Annotated in this window: 19 protein-coding genes; 6 read left to right on the top strand and 13 right to left on the bottom strand. The window is 45.3% G+C overall.

Annotation, left to right across the window (positions count from 1 at the left end):
• Positions 1–64: 64 nt before the first annotated feature.
• From cmoA to CSUNSWCD_RS08500, 13 genes are all read right to left on the bottom strand, one after another.
• Positions 65–769 (bottom strand): carboxy-S-adenosyl-L-methionine synthase CmoA, encoded by a 705-nt coding sequence (gene cmoA / locus CSUNSWCD_RS08560; protein WP_009495909.1) that lies wholly within the window; start codon positions 767–769, stop codon positions 65–67.
• On the bottom strand, positions 766–1647 hold the full coding sequence (locus CSUNSWCD_RS08555; RefSeq protein ID WP_009495907.1) for a bifunctional riboflavin kinase/FAD synthetase: 882 nt from the start codon (positions 1645–1647) through the stop codon (positions 766–768). The genes cmoA and CSUNSWCD_RS08555 overlap by 4 nt, the downstream gene beginning before the upstream one ends.
• A complete protein-coding gene (tlyA, locus tag CSUNSWCD_RS08550) occupies positions 1613–2326 on the bottom strand; it encodes a 23S rRNA (cytidine-2'-O)-methyltransferase TlyA (RefSeq protein WP_009495905.1) in 714 nt (237 codons plus the stop codon). The genes CSUNSWCD_RS08555 and tlyA overlap by 35 nt, the downstream gene beginning before the upstream one ends.
• Entirely contained in the window at positions 2316–4259 is a 1944-nt protein-coding gene (gene ligA / locus CSUNSWCD_RS08545; RefSeq protein WP_034964717.1) for an NAD-dependent DNA ligase LigA, read from the bottom strand. Before ligA ends, tlyA begins: the two co-directional genes overlap by 11 nt.
• Before the next feature lie 41 nt (positions 4260–4300).
• Positions 4301–5161, bottom strand: coding sequence for an NADAR family protein (locus tag CSUNSWCD_RS08540; RefSeq protein WP_009495901.1), 861 nt, complete (start codon positions 5159–5161; stop codon positions 4301–4303).
• 25 nt (positions 5162–5186) lie between these two features.
• The gene (gene folP, locus CSUNSWCD_RS08535) at positions 5187–6323 is read right to left on the bottom strand and encodes a dihydropteroate synthase (RefSeq protein ID WP_009495899.1); all 1137 of its coding nucleotides are present in this window, start codon (positions 6321–6323) and stop codon (positions 5187–5189) included.
• Positions 6320–6940, bottom strand: a complete 621-nt coding sequence (locus CSUNSWCD_RS08530) for a DNA polymerase III subunit delta' (protein WP_009495897.1) — start codon at positions 6938–6940, stop codon at positions 6320–6322. The genes folP and CSUNSWCD_RS08530 overlap by 4 nt, the downstream gene beginning before the upstream one ends.
• Positions 6941–6943: 3 nt before the next feature.
• Positions 6944–7486, bottom strand: coding sequence for a HobA family DNA replication regulator (locus CSUNSWCD_RS08525; protein ID WP_009495895.1), 543 nt, complete (start codon positions 7484–7486; stop codon positions 6944–6946).
• A complete protein-coding gene (locus CSUNSWCD_RS08520; RefSeq protein ID WP_009495893.1) occupies positions 7483–8682 on the bottom strand; it encodes an aspartate kinase in 1200 nt (399 codons plus the stop codon). The genes CSUNSWCD_RS08525 and CSUNSWCD_RS08520 overlap by 4 nt, the downstream gene beginning before the upstream one ends.
• Positions 8682–9149, bottom strand: a complete 468-nt coding sequence (locus CSUNSWCD_RS08515; RefSeq protein ID WP_009495891.1) for an RNA pyrophosphohydrolase — start codon at positions 9147–9149, stop codon at positions 8682–8684. Before CSUNSWCD_RS08515 ends, CSUNSWCD_RS08520 begins: the two co-directional genes overlap by 1 nt.
• 216 nt (positions 9150–9365) lie before the next feature.
• Positions 9366–10121 carry a hypothetical protein gene (locus CSUNSWCD_RS08510; RefSeq protein ID WP_009495889.1) on the bottom strand — a complete coding sequence of 252 codons (756 nt, stop codon included), beginning with the start codon at positions 10119–10121 and terminating at the stop codon, positions 9366–9368.
• A gap of 40 nt (positions 10122–10161) precedes the next feature.
• On the bottom strand, positions 10162–11298 hold the full coding sequence (locus CSUNSWCD_RS08505; protein WP_009495887.1) for a PepSY-associated TM helix domain-containing protein: 1137 nt from the start codon (positions 11296–11298) through the stop codon (positions 10162–10164).
• A gap of 92 nt (positions 11299–11390) precedes the next feature.
• On the bottom strand, positions 11391–13352 hold the full coding sequence (locus CSUNSWCD_RS08500) for a TonB-dependent receptor domain-containing protein (RefSeq protein WP_009495885.1): 1962 nt from the start codon (positions 13350–13352) through the stop codon (positions 11391–11393).
• 115 nt (positions 13353–13467) lie between these two features.
• On the opposite strand from CSUNSWCD_RS08500, the gene CSUNSWCD_RS08495 reads away from it, so the two are divergent.
• The 6 genes from CSUNSWCD_RS08495 to CSUNSWCD_RS08470 all read left to right on the top strand — a co-directional run bounded on the left by CSUNSWCD_RS08495 (position 13468) and on the right by CSUNSWCD_RS08470 (position 19000).
• On the top strand, positions 13468–14418 hold the full coding sequence (locus CSUNSWCD_RS08495) for a helix-turn-helix transcriptional regulator (protein WP_009495883.1): 951 nt from the start codon (positions 13468–13470) through the stop codon (positions 14416–14418).
• A gap of 222 nt (positions 14419–14640) precedes the next feature.
• Positions 14641–15693, top strand: a complete 1053-nt coding sequence (gene hemW / locus CSUNSWCD_RS08490; RefSeq protein ID WP_009495879.1) for a radical SAM family heme chaperone HemW — start codon at positions 14641–14643, stop codon at positions 15691–15693.
• Positions 15694–15758: 65 nt separating this feature from the next.
• Positions 15759–16163, top strand: coding sequence for a Sec-independent protein translocase protein TatB (gene tatB, locus CSUNSWCD_RS08485; RefSeq protein ID WP_002946440.1), 405 nt, complete (start codon positions 15759–15761; stop codon positions 16161–16163).
• Positions 16163–16918 (top strand): twin-arginine translocase subunit TatC, encoded by a 756-nt coding sequence (gene tatC, locus CSUNSWCD_RS08480; protein ID WP_009495877.1) that lies wholly within the window; start codon positions 16163–16165, stop codon positions 16916–16918. The genes tatB and tatC overlap by 1 nt, the downstream gene beginning before the upstream one ends.
• 25 nt (positions 16919–16943) lie before the next feature.
• Positions 16944–17972, top strand: a complete 1029-nt coding sequence (gene queA, locus CSUNSWCD_RS08475; RefSeq protein ID WP_009495875.1) for a tRNA preQ1(34) S-adenosylmethionine ribosyltransferase-isomerase QueA — start codon at positions 16944–16946, stop codon at positions 17970–17972.
• 2 nt (positions 17973–17974) lie between these two features.
• The gene (locus CSUNSWCD_RS08470) at positions 17975–19000 is read left to right on the top strand and encodes a hypothetical protein (RefSeq protein WP_009495873.1); all 1026 of its coding nucleotides are present in this window, start codon (positions 17975–17977) and stop codon (positions 18998–19000) included.
• Positions 19001–19081 lie beyond the last annotated feature (81 nt).

The raw sequence follows: 19081 nt of genomic DNA, 5'->3' as shown, positions 1-19081 counted from the left end.
GTCTATCGAGCTAAATTTTTACTAGCTCCGTTAAAGACGCTCGCGAGACAAGCTGCTAAATTTATTATTTAAACGCGACAAATGTCGCAAAATTAGCCCACCTAAATATGCATTCCACATTTTTAAACCCCGCGCTAAGCGCCAAGTTCCTATTTTCCGCTTCGGTGTATGGTATGAGCACGTTTTCTAGCGCCTCGCGTTTTTGAGCGATCTCGTAGCGTGAATAGCCCTGCTCGAGCTTGTATTGTTCGTAGATTTCGATAATATTTTTGCTTAGAGTCTTATCCTCAAATATCAGCTTCTCGCTAAAAACAAACACGCCGCCGTCATTTAGCGCACGGTAAATTTTAGCTACGAAATCCTGACGCTTGGGCGGGCGGATAAACTGCAGCGTGTAGTTCATCAAAACAGCATCGCGAGCGTCAAATTTGCACTCCAAAATGTCTGCTAGCTCAAGCTCGATCCTAGCGCCGTACGCCTCTATCTTGGCGCGCGCATTTTGCAGCATCGCAGGCGCGTTATCCACGCCTTTTAGCGCGAGGTCGTTTCTCTTGCGCCAAAGGGCTAGTAGCGTCGAGGCGGTCGAGCAGCCAAGGTCTATCGCGCTAGAGTTTTGCGGTAAAATTTGAGCTAAAAAATCTGCGATCAGCTTTTGCGAAGCCGCATAATACGGCACCGAACGCCCGATCATATCATCAAACACCGACGCCACACTCGCGTCAAATTCAAACTGCTTTTTTATCGGCTCTTTAAAGATTTCGTCTTTCACGGCTCGCTCCTTTGAGGCGTAGCATCACCAACGACGTAGAGATCGCACACACCGACGAACTCCATCGCCTGCTTGATGTCGGTCCCGATTTGCTCCTTTAGCTCCTCTAGGCTTTCAAATTTACGGTTATCTCGCAGTCGCTTGATAAAGCAAACCGCAACGTCGCGCGCGCCCTCGATATTTTCGTTTAGCACGTGCGTCTCGACGCTAAAGTTGCCGTCCGTGCTTACTCGGTTGCCGATAAAGGTAACCGAGCCGTAGGTCTTGTAGCCGATGCGAGTCCTCGTCGCATAGACGCCCTCGCGCGGCAAAAGGTAGCTTTTGATATCCAAATTTAGCGTCGGCACGAGCTTTCGCGACCCGATACCCTGCCCCTTTATCACGCGGCCTTCGATCGAGTATTCGCGGCCTAGCAGACGGTTTGCCTTATATATCTCGCCTTGCTTGATATACTCGCGTATGGCCGAGCTATGCACGCCCATACCGTCAAAGCAAACCTCGTCTACTACGACCACCTCACCATCAAAAATTCTTTTTAGATCGTGCTTGTCCCACGCTCTGTTTCTGCCAAATCTAAAATCAAACCCAACAACGATCTTTTTTAAATTTTTAAAATCTCGCTTTAAAAGTGCGATAAATTCCTCGCCACTAAGTCCTTTTATACTCTCAAAATCATACAAGAAGCAAGGATAGTCTGAGTACTCAGCTCGCTTTAGCTTCGGCGTGATGTTGGCTTTATTTTTGTCGATGACAACAAGCCCACCAAACTCGCCTAGCTGCTTTAAAAGCTGCTTGTGCCCCCTGTGTACGCCGTCAAAGTGCCCTATCGCAACGGCAGTGATGTTATCTTTTGTTAAAAGCGTAGAAAAACTCGGCATTTCCTCCCTTTCCCTTGACCTCGCACTCTTTGCAAGCTATCAGTTCAAATTTCAAACCACTTGCTAGCACTTCAAAGCGCTTCATAGCTAAATTTACAGCCTTAGCGTCGGTGACAACGCCTTTTTTATTGCGTTTTACGCCAACGCCCACTTCAAACTGCGGTTTAAAAAGTGTGATAATGAGCGAATCCCTGCTTGCTAGCTCACAAATAGCTGGCAAAATTTCAGCCAAAGAGATAAAGCTCACGTCACAGGTTATGAGATCAAATTTACTTTGATTTTGCTTCGCAAACTCCCTGACGTCAGTTTTTTCATAGATTTTCACTCGCTCATTATTTCTTAGGCTGGCGTCTAGCTGATCAGTGCCCACATCGACGCCAGTCACACTCTTTACACCACGCTCAAGTAAAATTTGCATAAAGCCGCCAGTTGAGCTACCGATATCAAGTGCGTTTTTGCCAGCTAGATCAAATTTCATCGCTTCCAAAAAGCTTTTTAGCTTAAGCGCGCCTCGCCCAACGTAAATTTCATCAAGCAGTGAAATTTTAGCCTCGCTAACTTCGCTTGAAACCTTGGTGCAAATTTCGCCATTTATTAGCACCTTGCCAGATTTAATGAGCTCGCTCGCCTTGTTTCTACTGATATTTAAAACGCTTGCGACGTAGTTATCAAACCTCAAGTTTTAGCCTCTCATATTCGCTCTCATCGATCACTTGCACGCCTAGCTCATTTGCTTTTTCTAGCTTGCTGCCAGCCTCCTCGCCGGCTAGCACGAAGTCCGTTTTTTTAGAGACTGAGCCAGAAACCTTTGCGCCAAAACTCTCAAGCTCCGCCTTTATCTCGTCCCTTGGGCGACTTAGTGTGCCAGTTATCACCACCGTTTTGCCACTTAGCGCATTTGAGACGCTTTGCACCTGCGTCACGCTTGGCTGCACGATCTGGCTTAGGGCTAAAATTTCTGCTCTATTTACCTCGGCAAAGTCGATTAAACTATTTGACATCTCCACGCCAAAGCCCTCAAGCGAGGTTAGCTCTTCAAAGCTAGCATCAAGCCAGCCCAGCCCAAAGCTACTAGCTAGCTTCTTTGCCGCCACTTCGCCGATGTGCTCGCAGCCAAGACCCGTGATAAAGCGCGATAGTTCCGCACCTTTGCTAGCCTCAATGGCATTTAAAAGGTTATTTATCTTTTTCTCTTTAAAGCCCTCAAGCGCCATGAGATCATCAAATTTAAGGCCGTAGATGTCCTTTATGCAAGAGATGAGCCCCTTGTCAAATAGCAAATTTACTATCGCATCGCCAAGGCCGTCTATGTTTAGGCATTTCTTCGATGCGTAGTGGATTATCGAGCCCACCACTCTTGCTCTGCAGCTTAAATTTTGGCACTTTACAAAGACCCCCTCATCAAGCAGGTGCGAGCCACAAACTGGGCAAAATTTAGGCCTATCAATCGCTTGCTCGCTGCCATCACGCCTATCTTTATAGACCTTTGTGATCTTTGGTATGACGTCGCCTGAGCGGATAATGCCGATGTAGTCGTTTTTCATAACGCCAAGGCGCTCGATCTCGTCGAAGTTATGAAGGGTGGCTGATTTTACATTTGCGCCGTCTATATTTACCTCATCAAGCACGCCAACAGGCGTCACCACGCCGCTTCTGCCAACTTGAAGTGCTACGTCTCTTAGCCTTGTGACTTTCTCAATGGCTGGAAATTTAAATGCCACCATAAATTTTGGAAATTTGACCGTGTAGCCTAGCTGCTCGCAGCGAGCAAGGTCATTTACACGTATCACCATGCCATCCATCATCACGCTTTTTGCGTCACGATTTGCCAAGAGCTCGTTATATGCGGCCTCAAGCTCATCTTTTTTTAAAATTTTGAAAAAATCATCTCTTTCAAAGCCAAGCTCACGCACAAATTTCATCACCTCGCTGTGGTTTTTCAGTCCAAGACTCTGCTCGCCCACGCCCCAAGGTATGAAAAGTAGCTTTCTTTTAGCAGTCACTGCGCTATCAAGCTGCCTAAGACTTCCTGCGGCTGCGTTTCTAGGGTTTGAAAGTAGCGCCTCGCCAGATTTTGCACGCTCTATATTTAGTAGCTCAAAGTCATCTTTTCTTATGACGACTTCGCCACGAATTTCAATGAGCCCTTTGTAGCTAATGCTCTTTGGCACCGAGCTAATAGTCCTTGCATTTTGCGTCACGTCCTCGCCTGTAACGCCGTCGCCTCTGGTTATCGCCCTAACTAAAATGCCATTTTCGTAGAGTAAATTTAGGCTCGCTCCGTCAAATTTTGGCTCAGCGACAAAGGTCAAATTCTCCTTCTCGCCGCGCTTTAGCCAAGCATCAAGCTCGCCAAGGCTAAAGATATCCTCCATGCTCCACATGCGCTTTATGTGGCTTGCCTTGCTAAAGCCCTCTTTTACGCCTCCACCCACTCGCTTAGTCGGCGAAAATAGCGAAATTTCACTTGGGTTTGCCTGCTCGAAGGCCAAAACCGCGTGATAGAGTGCGTCATACTCTTCGTCGCTTGCAAGTGGCTCGTCCTCGTCGTAGTAGGCCTTTGCCCACGCATTTAGCGTATCTATCGCTCGTTCGTACTCTTGTTTTGTCATTTTTGCTCCAAATTTACACCGCATTTTATCTTAAACATACTTTATAAATGATCCAAATTTAGCTCATTTTCATCGCACAAATGGACGTTTTTATAGACCTTTGCTATCTCGTCCCTCGCTCTCATCAGCGCAAAGCCAAGCAAATTTTGCCCACGCCACTTCATAGGATTGTGCGCATTTTCATCATCAGCACTCATGCCTATGCCCCAAATTTTATCAATAGGGCTTGCCTCAACCAAAATTTTATCCTTTGTCGAGAGTAAAAATTCTCGCAGCTTGGCATTTTGACTAAATTTTAAATAGCTTGCATTTAGCACAACGCTAAATTTTATCTCGTCCCAGACCTTGGCGTCAAAGCCACGTACCTGCCTACCAAGCGCCTTCATCTGCGCTGGATCTTTGGCGGATAAAATTTGCTCTAAAGCCTCATCATCGCCAAAACACTCAGCCTTTTTAGCCATCATATATTGCTCAGCACAAACGTAATGAACCTCATCTTGCCAAAAACTAGAGCCGTACCACTGGCTTAGACAGCTTGCGCTTATGCCTGCACTCTTTTGATGACCCCAAAAAAATAGAAATTTATCCGCCTTGCCAGCGTTGTAGCGCTTTTTTAGCCACTTTAACTCATATCTAGGCTCACGCTCCCAAAGGTCGGTAACAAATTCATCGTTGATAAAAAGCGTGCTTTCATCATCGCCTAGTCTCTCATCCCAGTAGCCACGCCACGTCGCAGGCTCAGCAAAGAGCTGCTGATACTCGCTACGTTCATCTTGGCTTAGCGTTTTAAGCCAGTCGTTAAATTTAAACTTATAACCCTCGCCAGCGCCCATTCTCCAGCCGATGGAAAATGGATCTATACTTGGAAATTTGATCCAAGGTGGCGGAAGTAAATTTCTCATCTAGCCTCTTTTTTAGCCAAGCGCCCTACCAAAGCGTGGCTTGGTTCATCGCCTCATGCATATCAAAAAGCTGCTTGTGCTCTGCCACGTCGTGCGTTCTAATGATCTGCGCACCGTTTTCGAAGGCTTTTAGGTGCAGATAGAGCGAGCCTGGCAAGCGGTCCTTGACCTCGCTTTTATAGTAGTGATTTATGACTGATTTGCGGCTAGCACCAACTAGCAGTGGGCAGTCAAATTTCAAAAAATGCTCCAAATGCTTAATAAGCAGCAAATTTTGCTCAGCCGTCTTGCCAAAGCCAATACCCACATCAAGCACTATCTTTTTAGCGCCAAGCTCCCTTGCAAGGGCTATCTTTTGCTCAAAAAAATCCGTTATTTCGCCGATAAGGTCGTTGTATTTTGGCGCGATCTGCATGGTGGCAGGATCGCCTTGCATATGCATCATGCAAAACTGGGCGTCGTATCTTGCAGCAAGCGTGGCTAAATTTGCGTTTGCCGTGATGTCATTTATCATCTTAAAGCCGTGATTTAACGCAAATTCTAAGCAATAAGGATCAAAGCTATCAAGGCTAAATTTCGCCTTTTCATGTAAATCTAGCTTGTAAATTTCCTCCACGATATCTTTTATACGCCTAAATTCCTCCTCTTGGCCGCAATACTCGCTCCCTGGCCTTGAGCTAACGCCGCCAAGGTCGATGTAGTCTGCGCCTGCTTCTATCATGGCTTCGATTTTTTCGATACCGCTTTTTTCGTTCACGCGGCTTGCGGCGTTAAAGCTATCTTCATTTACGTTTACGACGCCCATTATCTGCGCACGCTGCGGTTTTTTAAACGGAGATTTTAAAAATTTAGCCAAATTTTTTAGACCAAAATCCTGCGCGGCCTCTTTTTTGGCAAGCGCTCCCACCTGCGCATCGGTCGCCATCAAAAGCGCAGTCGAGTTTTCGCCGTCCAGAATCACGTCCCGATTAGTGACGAGCTCCGCACCTACGCTTAATGCGTCTTGTTTTAGGATATTTGCGGCCGGCGAGCGTAAATCTTTAATCAAAAAAAAGTTGATCGCCGACTTTTTTTTCATCAAATTTCGCCCCTCGTCGCTAGGACGGATAATCTCGCAAATCTCGTTAAAATCAGTTTGCGGATTGATTTTAAAAATTTTCATCTAAGCCCTTTTTCGTAAATCATAAGAAGTATCGGCGTAAGAAGCGCATGGGTTTTGGTATTTAGCTCAGCTAGGCGCACAGCTTTGAAAAAATACTCAAGCTCTTCGGCGCTAAATTTGACCCCCTGCGCCGTAGCCTCGAGAACTATTGCGGCGATTAGCTCTTTTAGGTCGTTTTTGCCGAGCTTTTCGGAGCGCTCAAAAGCTGATTTTTCATCGATAAACGCACAAATTTCTTTTAGCTCGAGGCGTTTGTAATCTAGCCCCGTTTTTTCGCGCTGCTTTTTTTCGAGTCTATTTTCAGTAACTAGGCGCGAGCGGACGGTCGGCAGAAGCATATTTTTCGACTCGCAAGCTATGATAAAAAAGATATTTTTAGGCGGCTCTTCGATGATTTTTAGTAGAGAGTTTTGAGCCTCGACGCGGAAATTTTTAGCGCCTAAAACTAGCAGCTTAGGCTCGCTCTCCGCGATGTAGGCCTCGGCGGCGACCTCTTTTGCATTTTCTAGCAAAAAGTCCTCGACGAAAAAAAATCTAACCGAATTTACGCCGTAAAGCCCTAAAATTTCCTCTTTTAAGGCTTCAAAATCGCTCGTGATTACGATTTTGCTTCGCATAGATTAAAGCGTTACTTTCGCAAATAAAGCGGCGTCTATGCTCTTATCAAAAAGCCTAAACAGCGATAAGAGCTTGATGTCTAGCGCACCGTCGGAGGAGCTTAGATAAAAGCTATTTTGCGCCTGCTCGTCAAAAAGCCACATGTAGCTATCGTCCTTGCCTTTGGCGATCTGCGAGCTTTTTTCGGCGCTCTTGCCGACGTAAAAAAACACGTAACCGTTTGGAAAAGCAAGACTAAGCATATCTAAAAGCAGCGAGACTTCCTCTTTTGAGCCGATATTTTCAAAAGACGGGTAAAGCGCCTTTAGCGAGAAAAAAGGTAGCACGGGGCGGGCATTTGTCGGCTTATTTATATTTTTTAAAAAATACTCCTCAAACCAACCGCGCTCGCTATCGGTTATCAGGATAAACGCGCGCCCTTCGAGTAAAAATTTAAGCTTCGAGGCGAGGAGAGGCGTCCACTCGGTACGCCTCTCCTCCATCCAGCTCATCAGCGAACCCTCCTCGCGGATCGCCTCGAGCGTCCATTTTATAAAATCGCTCATTTATCGAGTTTATAAGCTTCGTGTAGTGCGCGAACCGCTAGCTCGCCGTATTTTTGATCGACGATCATCGAGATTTTTATCTCGCTAGTCGAGATCATTTGGATATTTATGCCCTCGTTTGCCAGCGTTTGAAAAGCTAGCGAAGCAACTCCCGTGTGGCTTTTCATACCTACGCCCACGACCGAGACCTTAACTATCTCGTCGTTGTATAAAATTTCCCTCGACGCGCTTAGTTTATCCATGCACTCTTTTGCGATGTGAAGCTCGTTTTGCGGTATAGTAAAGCCCAAATTCGTCGTGCCATCCTGGCCTACGTTTTGGATTATCATATCTACGTTTATGTTTTTTTCTGCAAGCGCGGTGAAAATCTCTGCCGCGATACCCGGCTTATCGACCACGCCTCTTAAAGTTACTCTAGCTTGGTTTTTATCTAGCGCGATACCACTTACTAGTACTGCTTCCATACTCTCTTCCTTTGTTATTAGTGTTCCTTCGTTGTGATTAAAGCTGCTTCTGGTGACTAAATTTACGTTTAGCTTTTTAGCTAGCTCGACCGAGCGGTTTTGCAACACTTTTGCGCCTAGGCTCGCAAGCTCTAGCATCTCATCGTAGCTGATTTTATCTAGCTTTTTGGCCTTTGGCTCTATGCGAGGATCGGTCGTATAAACTCCGTCCACATCGGTGTAAATCTCGCACAGATCCGCATCTAGAGCGCCTGCTATCGCCACGGCGCTAAGATCGCTACCGCCGCGTCCGAGTGTCGTCACATCGCCCTTTTCGTCTATACCCTGAAAGCCCGCTACGACGACGATCTTGCCCGCCTTTAACTCCTCTTTCATACGCTTAGTATCTATCGCCTCGATCCTAGCTCTAGTATGCACGCTATCGGTGATGATGCCCGCTAGCCTACCGCTTAGACCCACCGCAGGATAGCCTAAATTTATCAGTGCTATCGTTAAAAGTGCGCAGGTAACGCGCTCGCCGGAGCTAAGCAGCATATCCATCGCCACGCCGTCGGGAGCCTTCGTATAATGCTCGGCGTAGTCCACCAGCTGATTAGTCACGCCGCTCATCGCCGAGACAACGACCACGATGTCCGCGCCGCTTTTTTTAGTTTCTATCACTCTCGCGGCGACGTTTTCTATCCTCTCAAGCGTCCCAACGCTCGTGCCGCCGTATTTTTGGACGATTAACATTAAATAAATCCTTTCTCTTTAAAGTAGCCGATAACCTTACTGTAGATCGGCTTTTTGAAGTGGTTTACGTCGCTCAAAACCTCGCTTGAGTTTATAAATCTATATTCGTCAAATTCGGGCTTTTTGGTGTTTATATTTATCTTCGCGCTAGGTCTTAGCCGCACTAAAAAATACTTTTGCGTCTGCCCGTCAAAGTTATAAAATTTCCTACTCGTCGTACCCTCAGGGAAGTCGTAGCTAAGCCACTGCGGATACTCGCTAAGCACATCCACGTCGTCCGTGCCTATCTCCTCTTTGAGCTCTCTTTTTAGAGCCTCGCGCGGCGTCTCGCCATCGTCTATACCGCCCTGGGGAAACTGCCAAATACCCGCCATATCGCATCTTTGCGCGATAAATATCCTGCAATCAAACGGATAAGAGGGCGCAAGTATGACCGCCGCGACATTTGGTCTATATTTCTTTTCCATCTTTTTTTCCGAGAATTTTTAATTGTCGATTTTAACGAAAAATAGTTAAGATATAGCTAAATATCGCGAGGTTGGCGGAAAAATTTGACGCTTAGGCTTAAAATTTTTATTTAAATTTTAAAACTACGAATTTTACTTTTGCGGCGCGGTAAAAATTGCGCGTTTTTCTTCATTTTCCATCAAATTTAACCGCTTGGCTCGTCAAATTTGAGCCCTTTATTTTAGCTCCAGTATCGCCCGCACTTCTTCGTCGGTAAACAGGCTCGCGCTTTCGTGCTTTTTACGCTCGGGCGCGGCTTTTGGCTCAACGCGCGGTGACAAATTTTGCGCAGACTCATTAAAATCAAATAGCGCAGCCTGCGCGGATTCGTCCAAAGCGGCCGTTTTTAGGGCTTCATTAGAAGCGGGTATTTTACTAGACGGTGCCGTTTGCGTAGCTCCGTCAAAAACAGGAGTTTCGCGCGGAGCGGCGGTTTGCGCGCTTTGGCTAGTTGGCGCAGTTTTAGATATTTCACTCAAAGAGCCCGTTTGCAAAATCGCCTTTTCTTGCCAACCGCCGTCTTGACGCGGTATAGCATCACATCTCTCTTGCAAATTTTGCTCCCACACGGAAGCGGTTTTTTGCTCGCTCTCGGCTATTAATTTTTGCTCAAATTTATCATCGTCGCTAACATGCACACCGTCAAATTTTACGTTTTCATCAAATTTGACCGCCGCACTCTCGCCGCTCCCGTCAAATTTATTATCTTGCAAAAACAAAGAGCTGTCCGATAAAAGCTCGTCCCGCTCGTATTGGCGCGCAAAAAGCTCGCTTACGTTTATGGCATCGTCGTTTTCTGCGCTTGACGTCCTCTCGTTTACGCTCTTGCCGAGCTCCTCTATACCTGTTATATGCAGGCTTGGCATCACAGCCTTAAAGCTTTGCAAAATCGGCAAAAAAGAGCCGTCAAATCCGTCTAAAATCACTCGCATATTTAGCCTTTTTCAGTTTTTTCGAGCGATTTTATCAAATTTATCTTTTGAGCCGTTTTAAGCTCATCCAAAAGCCGCTTATAACAAAAAACAAAACCGACGCTGAAGCTAAACAAAATATAAATTTACCGATCTCGCCCAAAAAATATCCCGAATGCAAGCTTAAAACCGCTTTATGAATCGCAAAAGGCCTCGGCATCGAGCTTTTAGCGTCGTCAAACCTCGCATGCCTGATGATTTGCCCCTTGGCGGCGTTTATCGTCATCGTATTTACCTTATCGTCCTCTTCCAGCCCTTTGTCAAAGTAAAATATCATAAAATTTTCGCCGTCTTCTTGCGTGATGACGTTAAAAAGCTCGTAATCCCCTCTATCTCGTTTAAAAATATCTATCGCGGCCTCCAAATTTGCTATCTTAGCCTCGTCCTTTAGCGAAAACCCCCTCACTTGCGTAAAGCTCTTTTTTCTAAAAATTTCCTTTTCGCCAAGCGCGTTATTTACGAGCTTTGCCGCCCAGTCGTACGACCAGTAAAGCCCCGTGACGCTCATAAAAGCCAAAAATAAACAGAGATAAACGCCGGCAAATCCGTGTAGGCTGTACAAAAACGCATAGCCTTTGGTCTTGATTTTTAAAGTAAATGCACGCATAAATTTAGTTTTAAAACTAGGATAATAGATTATCAATCCAGATACAACCAAAACTACCAAAGCGATAGAGCAAACCGCAACTATATGCTTACCTATAAGCCGTAGCGTCTCGTTTTCGCTAAGGCCGAGCCCTAAATTCGTATGCAAATTTAACATTAGTCCGATAAATTTATCGCCGAAATTTTCACCCGTTATCTCGCCCGTGTATTGATTTATAAAATACGACTTAAACTCGCCTTTAGCATCCGTACCGGATACGCCTAGAGCGTGATTTGCGTCCGAGTTAATCTTGTAGTAGCTAAGCGTAAAATTTGGTTCCTTAGCTTTAAAAATATCTAAAATTTCTCTCGTGCTAAGCTCTTTTTCGCCTCGCTCGACAAAGGTTTTTTGCGAGTTTGCAAGGTCTATAATCTCGTCGTGATAGGATATGATCGCGCCGCTAAGAGCGACGACAAGCAGCGGCAAAACACAGGCTAGACTTAAAATCAAATGGACATTAAACCAAAATTTCTTTTTCTTTAAAAACGGCATCTTTCTCCTTAAATTTAAACTCAAATTTTAAAAACCGGGCGCAGGACGGCGCGTTGCTACACACCACCACCTCCGCTTAAATTTGACTAAATTTAAAAATTTACGTTAAATCCGAGTCTATATTTAATCCCGTCGGCGATCAAAATTTCATAGCGTCCGGATTTTGTCGTTACGTATTCGTTAAAGATATTATAAACGCTAAAATTTACGCTCGCGTTTTTAGTTAGCTTGTAGCTTGCGCCCGCGTCAAATAGCGTATAATCCTTTATCTCCTCGTCTCCCGGTAGGCCGTAAACGGCTCTGGTTTTGCCTAGATAGTTCATCTGCGTCCACAGATTTAGATCAGGCGTCATATCGTAGTCAAGCCCTAGTTTTACGGTGTGTACGGGTAGATTGTTTAAAGATTTACCCTCGTACGCGCCAGATTTTTGCTTTGATTTAGTGTAAACGTAGCTTGAGTGCAGGGCTAAATTTGATAAAATCTGCCAGTCTGAGGCGAGTTCGACACCCTTTACTTCAGCCTTGCCGATATTTACGCTCTCCCAGATACCGCGCCTATAGGTCTTACCGTTATGCACGCAAGGAACGCCCGGGCGTGCGACGCAAACCGGCTTCGTACCTAGACCGTCTTTTATCCGCGTATAAAACGCCATCGCCGATACGTTAAGGCTCTCGTCCCCGTATGCGACGCCGGCTTCGTAGTTTAGGCTGGATTCGGGTTTTAGGTCGCTTTTGCCCAGCTGCGCTCCCATGCCGCCGGCAAAAGGCAGGGCAAGCCCGTCGGTTCGCATCTTGATATCAGGCGTCGAGTAGCCCGCCGATACTCCGCCTTTTAACGATAAATTTTCGCTTAGATGATATACGGCATAGCCGCGCGGAGATACGTGTCCGCCGTAGTCTTTGTCGTGATTATACCTTAGACCCACAGTTAGCGTGAGTGCGTCGGTTACGTCAAAATCATCTTCGCCGTATAGCGAAAAATCATACCTTTTGACATTTGCGGCGTCGGCGGTCGTTGCCTTTTCGTTTAGCCTTTCTCTTCTGTATTCGGCGCCTAGGCTTAGCGTATTATTATCAAAAAAATACGTTCCCTTGGTATTTAGCGTCGTCGTTTTTAGCGTGAGGTCTTGTTGCCCACTCTCTTTCATATTATCGTGCATTAAAAAGCTTTCAAGCAGCAGTTTATCGTATTTGCCCGTATGCGAGAGCGAGGCGGTATATCCGCTCATCTTCTCAAAAGCCACGCTCGTGTTATCGCTAGCCGTGCGGTTTAGCGTCTTGCCTTCAGTACGCTCGTATTTATTTACTACGCGGCGTAGATCTAGAGCTATTTCGTCGTTTTCGGTGGCGTTATACATGATTTTCGCACCGAAATTTATGTCCTCGTTTTTGCGGTTCGTAAAGGCTCGCTCATCTTCAAATTTGTGAAAATACCGCCCGTAAAGCGCGATACCTAGCACGTCTGGGATCACTGCGCCGTTTGCGTAAAAGCCGGTCTGATAGTCGTAATTTATCCCGCTTTTGCCCGCAAGCGTATAGTAGCCGTTTACGTTACCGCTAAATTCGTTTGAAAAGCCCTTGGTGATAATATTTATGACGCCTCCCATCGCATCTGAGCCGTATAGCGAGCTCATCGGCCCTCGCACGATTTCGATACGCTCGATCGTGTTTGCCGGCGGGAGAAAATTTTGAGCGCTACCGACCGCGCGAAGCCCTCTATACGCGCTATCGCTGGTCGCAGGGCGGCCATCTATTAAAATTTTAGTGTATTTTTGACCAAGGCCTCTCATCGTGATACCGCGTCTGCTAGCAGCTCCCAGCGTCGCGCCGAAAACGCCCGGAGCGTCTTTTACGACGCTTTCTATATCTTGATGGTTGCGCCTGGCTATCTCTTTTTGCGAGATTACCGAAACGGAAGCGGGCGCGTCTTTGATATTTTGCTCAAAACCCGTCGCGCTAGTTACGGTAACTTCATTTAGTTTCACTTCGTCGGCCGCCTGCGCGCAAGATAGCGCCAAACAAGCTAGCATAGAAATTTTAGGCATACTTTTCATCTTTAAACTCCTTATTTAAATTTAAACCTTATTTTACTATAATCAGATAATTATTATCAATACTCCGATAAACGGTAGAGGGATTTTTTATCAACGCTAAAAGGATAAAAAACAAATGAAGGTCGAGTTTAAAGATATTTTACGCGCAAACGAGCAAGAATTCGCGCAAAATTCGGTGCGCTACGGACAAAGCGCATGGCAAGAGCAAGATAGAAAATGTAAGATTGAGTTTTTTAAAGGCGCAAGTGGCGCAAGCTACTGCAGAAGCGAAATAATCTGCAATAAAAGCGTAAAAAGACGGCTTGAAAGAGGCGCTGGCTACTGCTTTTTGCTCTTTAACGACGCAAGAGGAGACGCCGGGCTTAAAGCGGATAAAAAAACTTTTTATCTAAAGGCCGGAGAGTTTTGGATGGGACGCGTGGATAGCGGATTTGAGGGTATCTGCGAGTATCAGAGCAATAACTATACAGGACGATGTATCGTACTAAAAAACGAACTAGCCGACGAGCTGGCGGCATTTAAAAACCTAGGCGAAGAAAACGAAATCTGCATCCAAACGGCTAAGATAAATTTAGCCCAAAGCATGATTTTACGGGAGCTTTTAACTGCGAGCGAGCTTGAGGGCAAGATGCGAGAAATCTTCATGGAAGCTAAAATTTTAGAGCTAATCTACAAAAGCTTAGGCGCGCCTAAAACGCCCGAAGCCGATGAAAAAAAGCGCGATTTTAGCGACGAATACGTAAAAATTTTAAATAAAGCGAGGCAAATTTTACTAAGCGATGTCCAAAATCCGCCCAGCATAAAAGAGCTAGCCAGAGCGTGCGCGACGAATGAATTTAAGCTAAAAAAAGGCTTTAAAAGCTATTTTGGCGATACGATCTACGGGCTGCTAGCAAGCGAGCGTCTAAACGCTGCGAAAAAGCTCTTAGAGCGCGGGGATATCGGCGTGAGCGAAGCCGCAAAAATCGTCGGATATGCCAGCGCTCCGCATTTTGCAAAGATTTTTAGAGAAAAATTCGGCGTTTTGCCGACGCAAATTTTAAAACAAAAGAAATTTTATACGTAAATTTAAACGTATCGGCGCGACTTTTTAAATTTAACGGGCGGCAAAAACGGCGGTAAATTTAAAAATTTAAAAGCGTCAAATAGCTTACCGGAGTCGGTTTTGCGCCTAAATCCGACCTAAATTTACCGCAAACCGACCACCAAACGGCGCAAAAACAAAATATCATACACTGCGCGATAAACCCGCAAAATCTGCTAAAATACGGCAAAAACAAAGGTCAAAATGCTTCTTTACGTCCACATCCCGTTTTGCGAGAGCAAATGTCCATACTGCGCCTTTGGCTCGGTCGTTGGCAAACGAAATTTAACCGGCGCGTATTTTGACGCGATGATTGCGGATTTTAGGGAGCAGATTTTAAAATTTGACGTGAAAAACGGCGATATCGAGACGGTTTTTATCGGCGGAGGGACGCCTAGCGCCGTGGACGGGGGCTACTATGAGCGGCTATTTGAGGCGGTCGCGCCATATCTGGCAAAGGACGCCGAGATCACGACGGAGGCAAATCCAAACTCGGCAAGCCTAGCGTGGCTCTCGCAGATGAAATCATACGGCGTAAATCGCGTGAGCTTCGGCGCTCAAAGCTTTTTTGAGGATAAATTAAAATTCCTCGGGCGCATCCACGACGCGAGGCAGATCTACGAGGCAGTCGCAAATGCCAAAACCGCGGGGCTAGAAAATATAAACGTCGATCTCATCTACGGTACGAAGCTAGACACCAAAAAACGACTCGAGCAAGAGGCGCAAAATATCCGAAATTTAGGCGTTTCACACGTGTCGGCGTACTCGCTAACGCTTGAAGAAAATACGCCCTTTGCCAGCAAGATAAACTACGCAAAAGATAGTCCGAGGCTAGCTAAATTTATGATAGATCGCATCGAAGAAACCGGACTAAAACAGTACGAAATTTCAAATTTCGGCCAAATTTGCAAGCATAATCTTGGCTACTGGCAGGCCAAATTCTACCTTGCCCTGGGCGCTTACGCAGTCGGATTTTGGCTGGTTCATCGCTTTTATAACGCTTCAAATTTAAACGCTTACGTAAAAAATCCGCACGCTAAGAAAATCGAAAATTTAAGCGCGGACGAGCTAAATTTAGAGCGGATATTTTTAGGCGCCAGAAGCATCGTCGGTATAGAGCAAAGTAGCCTAAACGCCGAGCAAGAGCAAAGAGCGCAACTGCTAAAAAATAGCGGAAAATTAAAATTTAAAAACGGGCGATATTACGCCAAAAATTTCCTCACCGCGGATGAAATTTCTTTATTTATCGCGGGCTGATTTATGCAAATTTGAGATAAAAAACGCTAAAATAAGCGCTTTAAAATAAAAAATTAGGATAAAAAATGTTTGGCATGAGCTTACCCGAGATCATCGTCATAGCCGTCATCGCGGTGCTATTTTTGGGGCCTGATAAGCTTCCTAGCGCGATGGTAGAGATAGCGAAATTTTTTAAAACCGTCAAAAAAACGGTCAACGACGCAAAAAGCAGCTTCGATCAAGAGATAAAAATCCAAGAACTCAAAGAGGACGCGAAAAAATATAAAGAAAGCATCGCAAAAACAACTGAAACGGTGCGAAAAAAGCTTACCTTTGAGGAGCTCGACGAGCTAAAAAAGGGCGTAAACGACGTCACTAGCGGCATCACAGACGGTCTAAACGACGTAAAAAAGAGCGTCGAAGCGGTCAAAAACCCGGGCGAAGCCGTCAAAAACGCCGTGCTGGGCGATAACGAGAAAAAAGAGGCGTAATGTTTGAAGAGCTAAAACCGCATTTAATAGAACTTAGAAAAAGGCTTTTCATCAGCGTCATGACCGTGATCGTGATGTTTGTAGTGTGCTTTAGCTTTTGGAATCAAATTTTAGACTTTATCATCGCGCCGCTGCAAAACACCCTACCTGATAACCAAAAAATGGTCTTTCTCGAGGTACAAGAGCCCTTTTTCGTAGCGATGAAGGTGGCGTTTTTTACTGGATTTTTGTTTTCGCTACCGATTATTTTTTGGCAGTTTTGGCTCTTTGTAGCGCCTGGACTCTACGAAAACGAGAAAAAGTACGTAATCCCGTTTGTTATTTCGGCGACTTTTATGTTTCTAGTTGGCGCTGCTTTTTGCTACTACGTCGTCGTTCCTATCGGTTTTGCTTTTCTTATAAATTTCGGCCAACAGCTCTTTTCCGCGATGCTAAATATCGGCGGCTACGTCGGCTTTTTTACGAAACTAGTCATTGCATTTGGCATCGCGTTTGAGCTCCCCGTTATCACCTTTTTCCTCGCCAAACTCGGCCTAGTCGACGATAAGATGCTAAAAAACTCCTTCCGCTACGCTATCGTCGTGATTTTTATATTTGCCGCGGTTATGACGCCTCCGGATATCCTCAGTCAGTTTTTGATGGCTGTGCCTCTCATCGGTCTTTACGGGCTTTCTATCTTTATAGCCGCCCGCGTAAATCCAGCTAAAAACGAAGAGCCCGAGCAGGAAACCGACGAAGAAAAAGAGGACGAATAACTATGAAATCAAGTAGGCTAGCCAGATGAGTCAAATTTTAAATCCAAACTCACTTGACGCCTACGACTACGAGCTACCGCCGGAGCTAATCGCCAATTTCCCGACCTTTCCCAAAGAGGACGCTAGGTTGCTAGTCTACGAGCGAGCTAGCGGGAAAATCTCTCATCTAAAATTTGGCGACTTGCCAGAGATTTTACCGCCTTGTGATATTATTTTTAACGACACCAAAGTGGTGAAAGCTCGAATTTTCGGCAAAAAACAAAGCGGCGGCGAGACGGAGCTTTTGCTAAACTCTCCGCTTGCGGACGGTAAATTTAGCGTCTATATAAAAGGCAAGGTTCACGCGGGCAGCGTTTTAAATTTCGACGAAAATTTAACCGCCGAGGTCTGCGAGCTCTTTGGCGACGGCTCGCGCACGGTCAAATTTAGCCAAAATGACCAGCTTTTGGATGCGGCCGCGCTTTATAGAGTCCTATCTCACATCGGTCACGTGCCTTTGCCGCCATATATCAAACGAAGCGACACCGAGGATGACGAGAGCTGGTACCAAAGCGTGTTTGCTAAAAACGAGGGCGCGGTGGCGGCTCCGACGGCAAGCCTGCACTTTAGCGACGAGATGATCGCGCGCCTAGCCAAAGGCCGCGAGATAGCCTACCTCACGCTGCATGTGGGCGCTGGGACGTTTAAGAGCGTGGAGAGCGAGGATATCACGCAGCACAAGATGCACGCGGAGTTTTACGATATCCCGCAAGATACGCAAAATTTGATCCGCTCAAATAGACCGATCCTGGGCGTAGGCACGACGGTAACGCGCTGCGTAGAGGAGTTTGCCAGAAGCGGCAAATCTAGCGGCGAGTGCAGGCTGTTTTTAAATTTAAACAACAAACCCATCCGCCAAAACTACCTGCTTACGAATTTTCACCTACCAAAATCAACGCTAATCATGCTAGTTACCAGCTTTATCGGACTTGAGCAGACTATGCGGATTTATAAAACGGCTGTAGAGCAAAAGTATAAATTTTACTCCTACGGCGATGCGATGCTGGTTATATAGCCGTGAGCTTTGCATACATTTTTATTATTTTCGCAACACTTTATATAGTAGCGCTAGGCAGTTTTTATTTTGTAGATAAATTTAAAAAACCAGATAAAACCGTGATAAAAACAGATGCGACGCAAACGACCCAGATTAGCAAAACCGGCGAATCTCTCGAAGCAAACACGCTGCCAAAAGTCGATATTGCAGGCGGTTTGTTATTTTTAGTTTCCTCGCTAAACGAGGATGCTCAAAAAAAAGGAAACTACGTATTACTAGACTACGACATCGCCTATCCTAGGCTGTTTTACGCCGATATTGCGACTCTTACGAAACTTATCGACTCAATTGCTCAGATTTTCCTTTTAAATGTCTCTAACTCAACCGTTACGATCAAATTTTTGCTCTCAAACTACTATAAAAGCAACATTAGATTTGCAATTAGCGTACACTGCGACCGCGCTTTTTTTACTTACAAAAATACGCCCCACATTAATATAAATGCAAAAAGTCGCAAATTTTACGAAATCGCAAAGACTATAGCCAAACAAAATAACTCGAGTATTAGATTTGAGTTTGATCACGGAGTACGCATCTGCACATATATTTCACTACACATTTGCGACGACAAGATTGATCTCATAAAAAGCCTTAAAATAAAAAATCCGAAAAAAATTAGCGCTCTTGTCGCAGAGCCTAACCTTTACGCATTTAACATACTTAAAAAAGATTTAGAATTTATCGGTATAGACGTGAAACCGAGCGGCGATTGGAGTATCATAAAACGTCACATAGAGGATATGATATTTCACCCAAATATCGTCTTTATAAAAGAAAGTTTATTAAGCGAGATAAACAATGCTTTAGTTGCGATCTTGATAGAAAAAAAGATTGCATTGGTCGTGTTAAAAACCACTAACTCGGCGGCAAATTTAAACCCGAAAATTCGCGTCTGGACGCTAGATCAGCCGTATCTATCCGACACTCTTGTGCATATCTTAAACGAAGCTTATGAATTTGAGACGCAAAACGGGGATAAAATTTAGCTTTTTGAAATTTTACTCGCATTTTTAAAGCTCATTAAACCGCCCTGCTTTGTTTGATAACGTCAAATTTGATCCAAAACC

Source organism: Campylobacter showae CSUNSWCD (genome assembly GCF_000313615.1).
In the GTDB taxonomy this organism is placed as follows: Bacteria; Campylobacterota; Campylobacteria; order Campylobacterales; family Campylobacteraceae; genus Campylobacter_A; species Campylobacter_A showae_A.
Note: the sequence above shows the minus strand (reverse complement) of the source record. Positions and strands in the feature narration are given on the sequence as shown.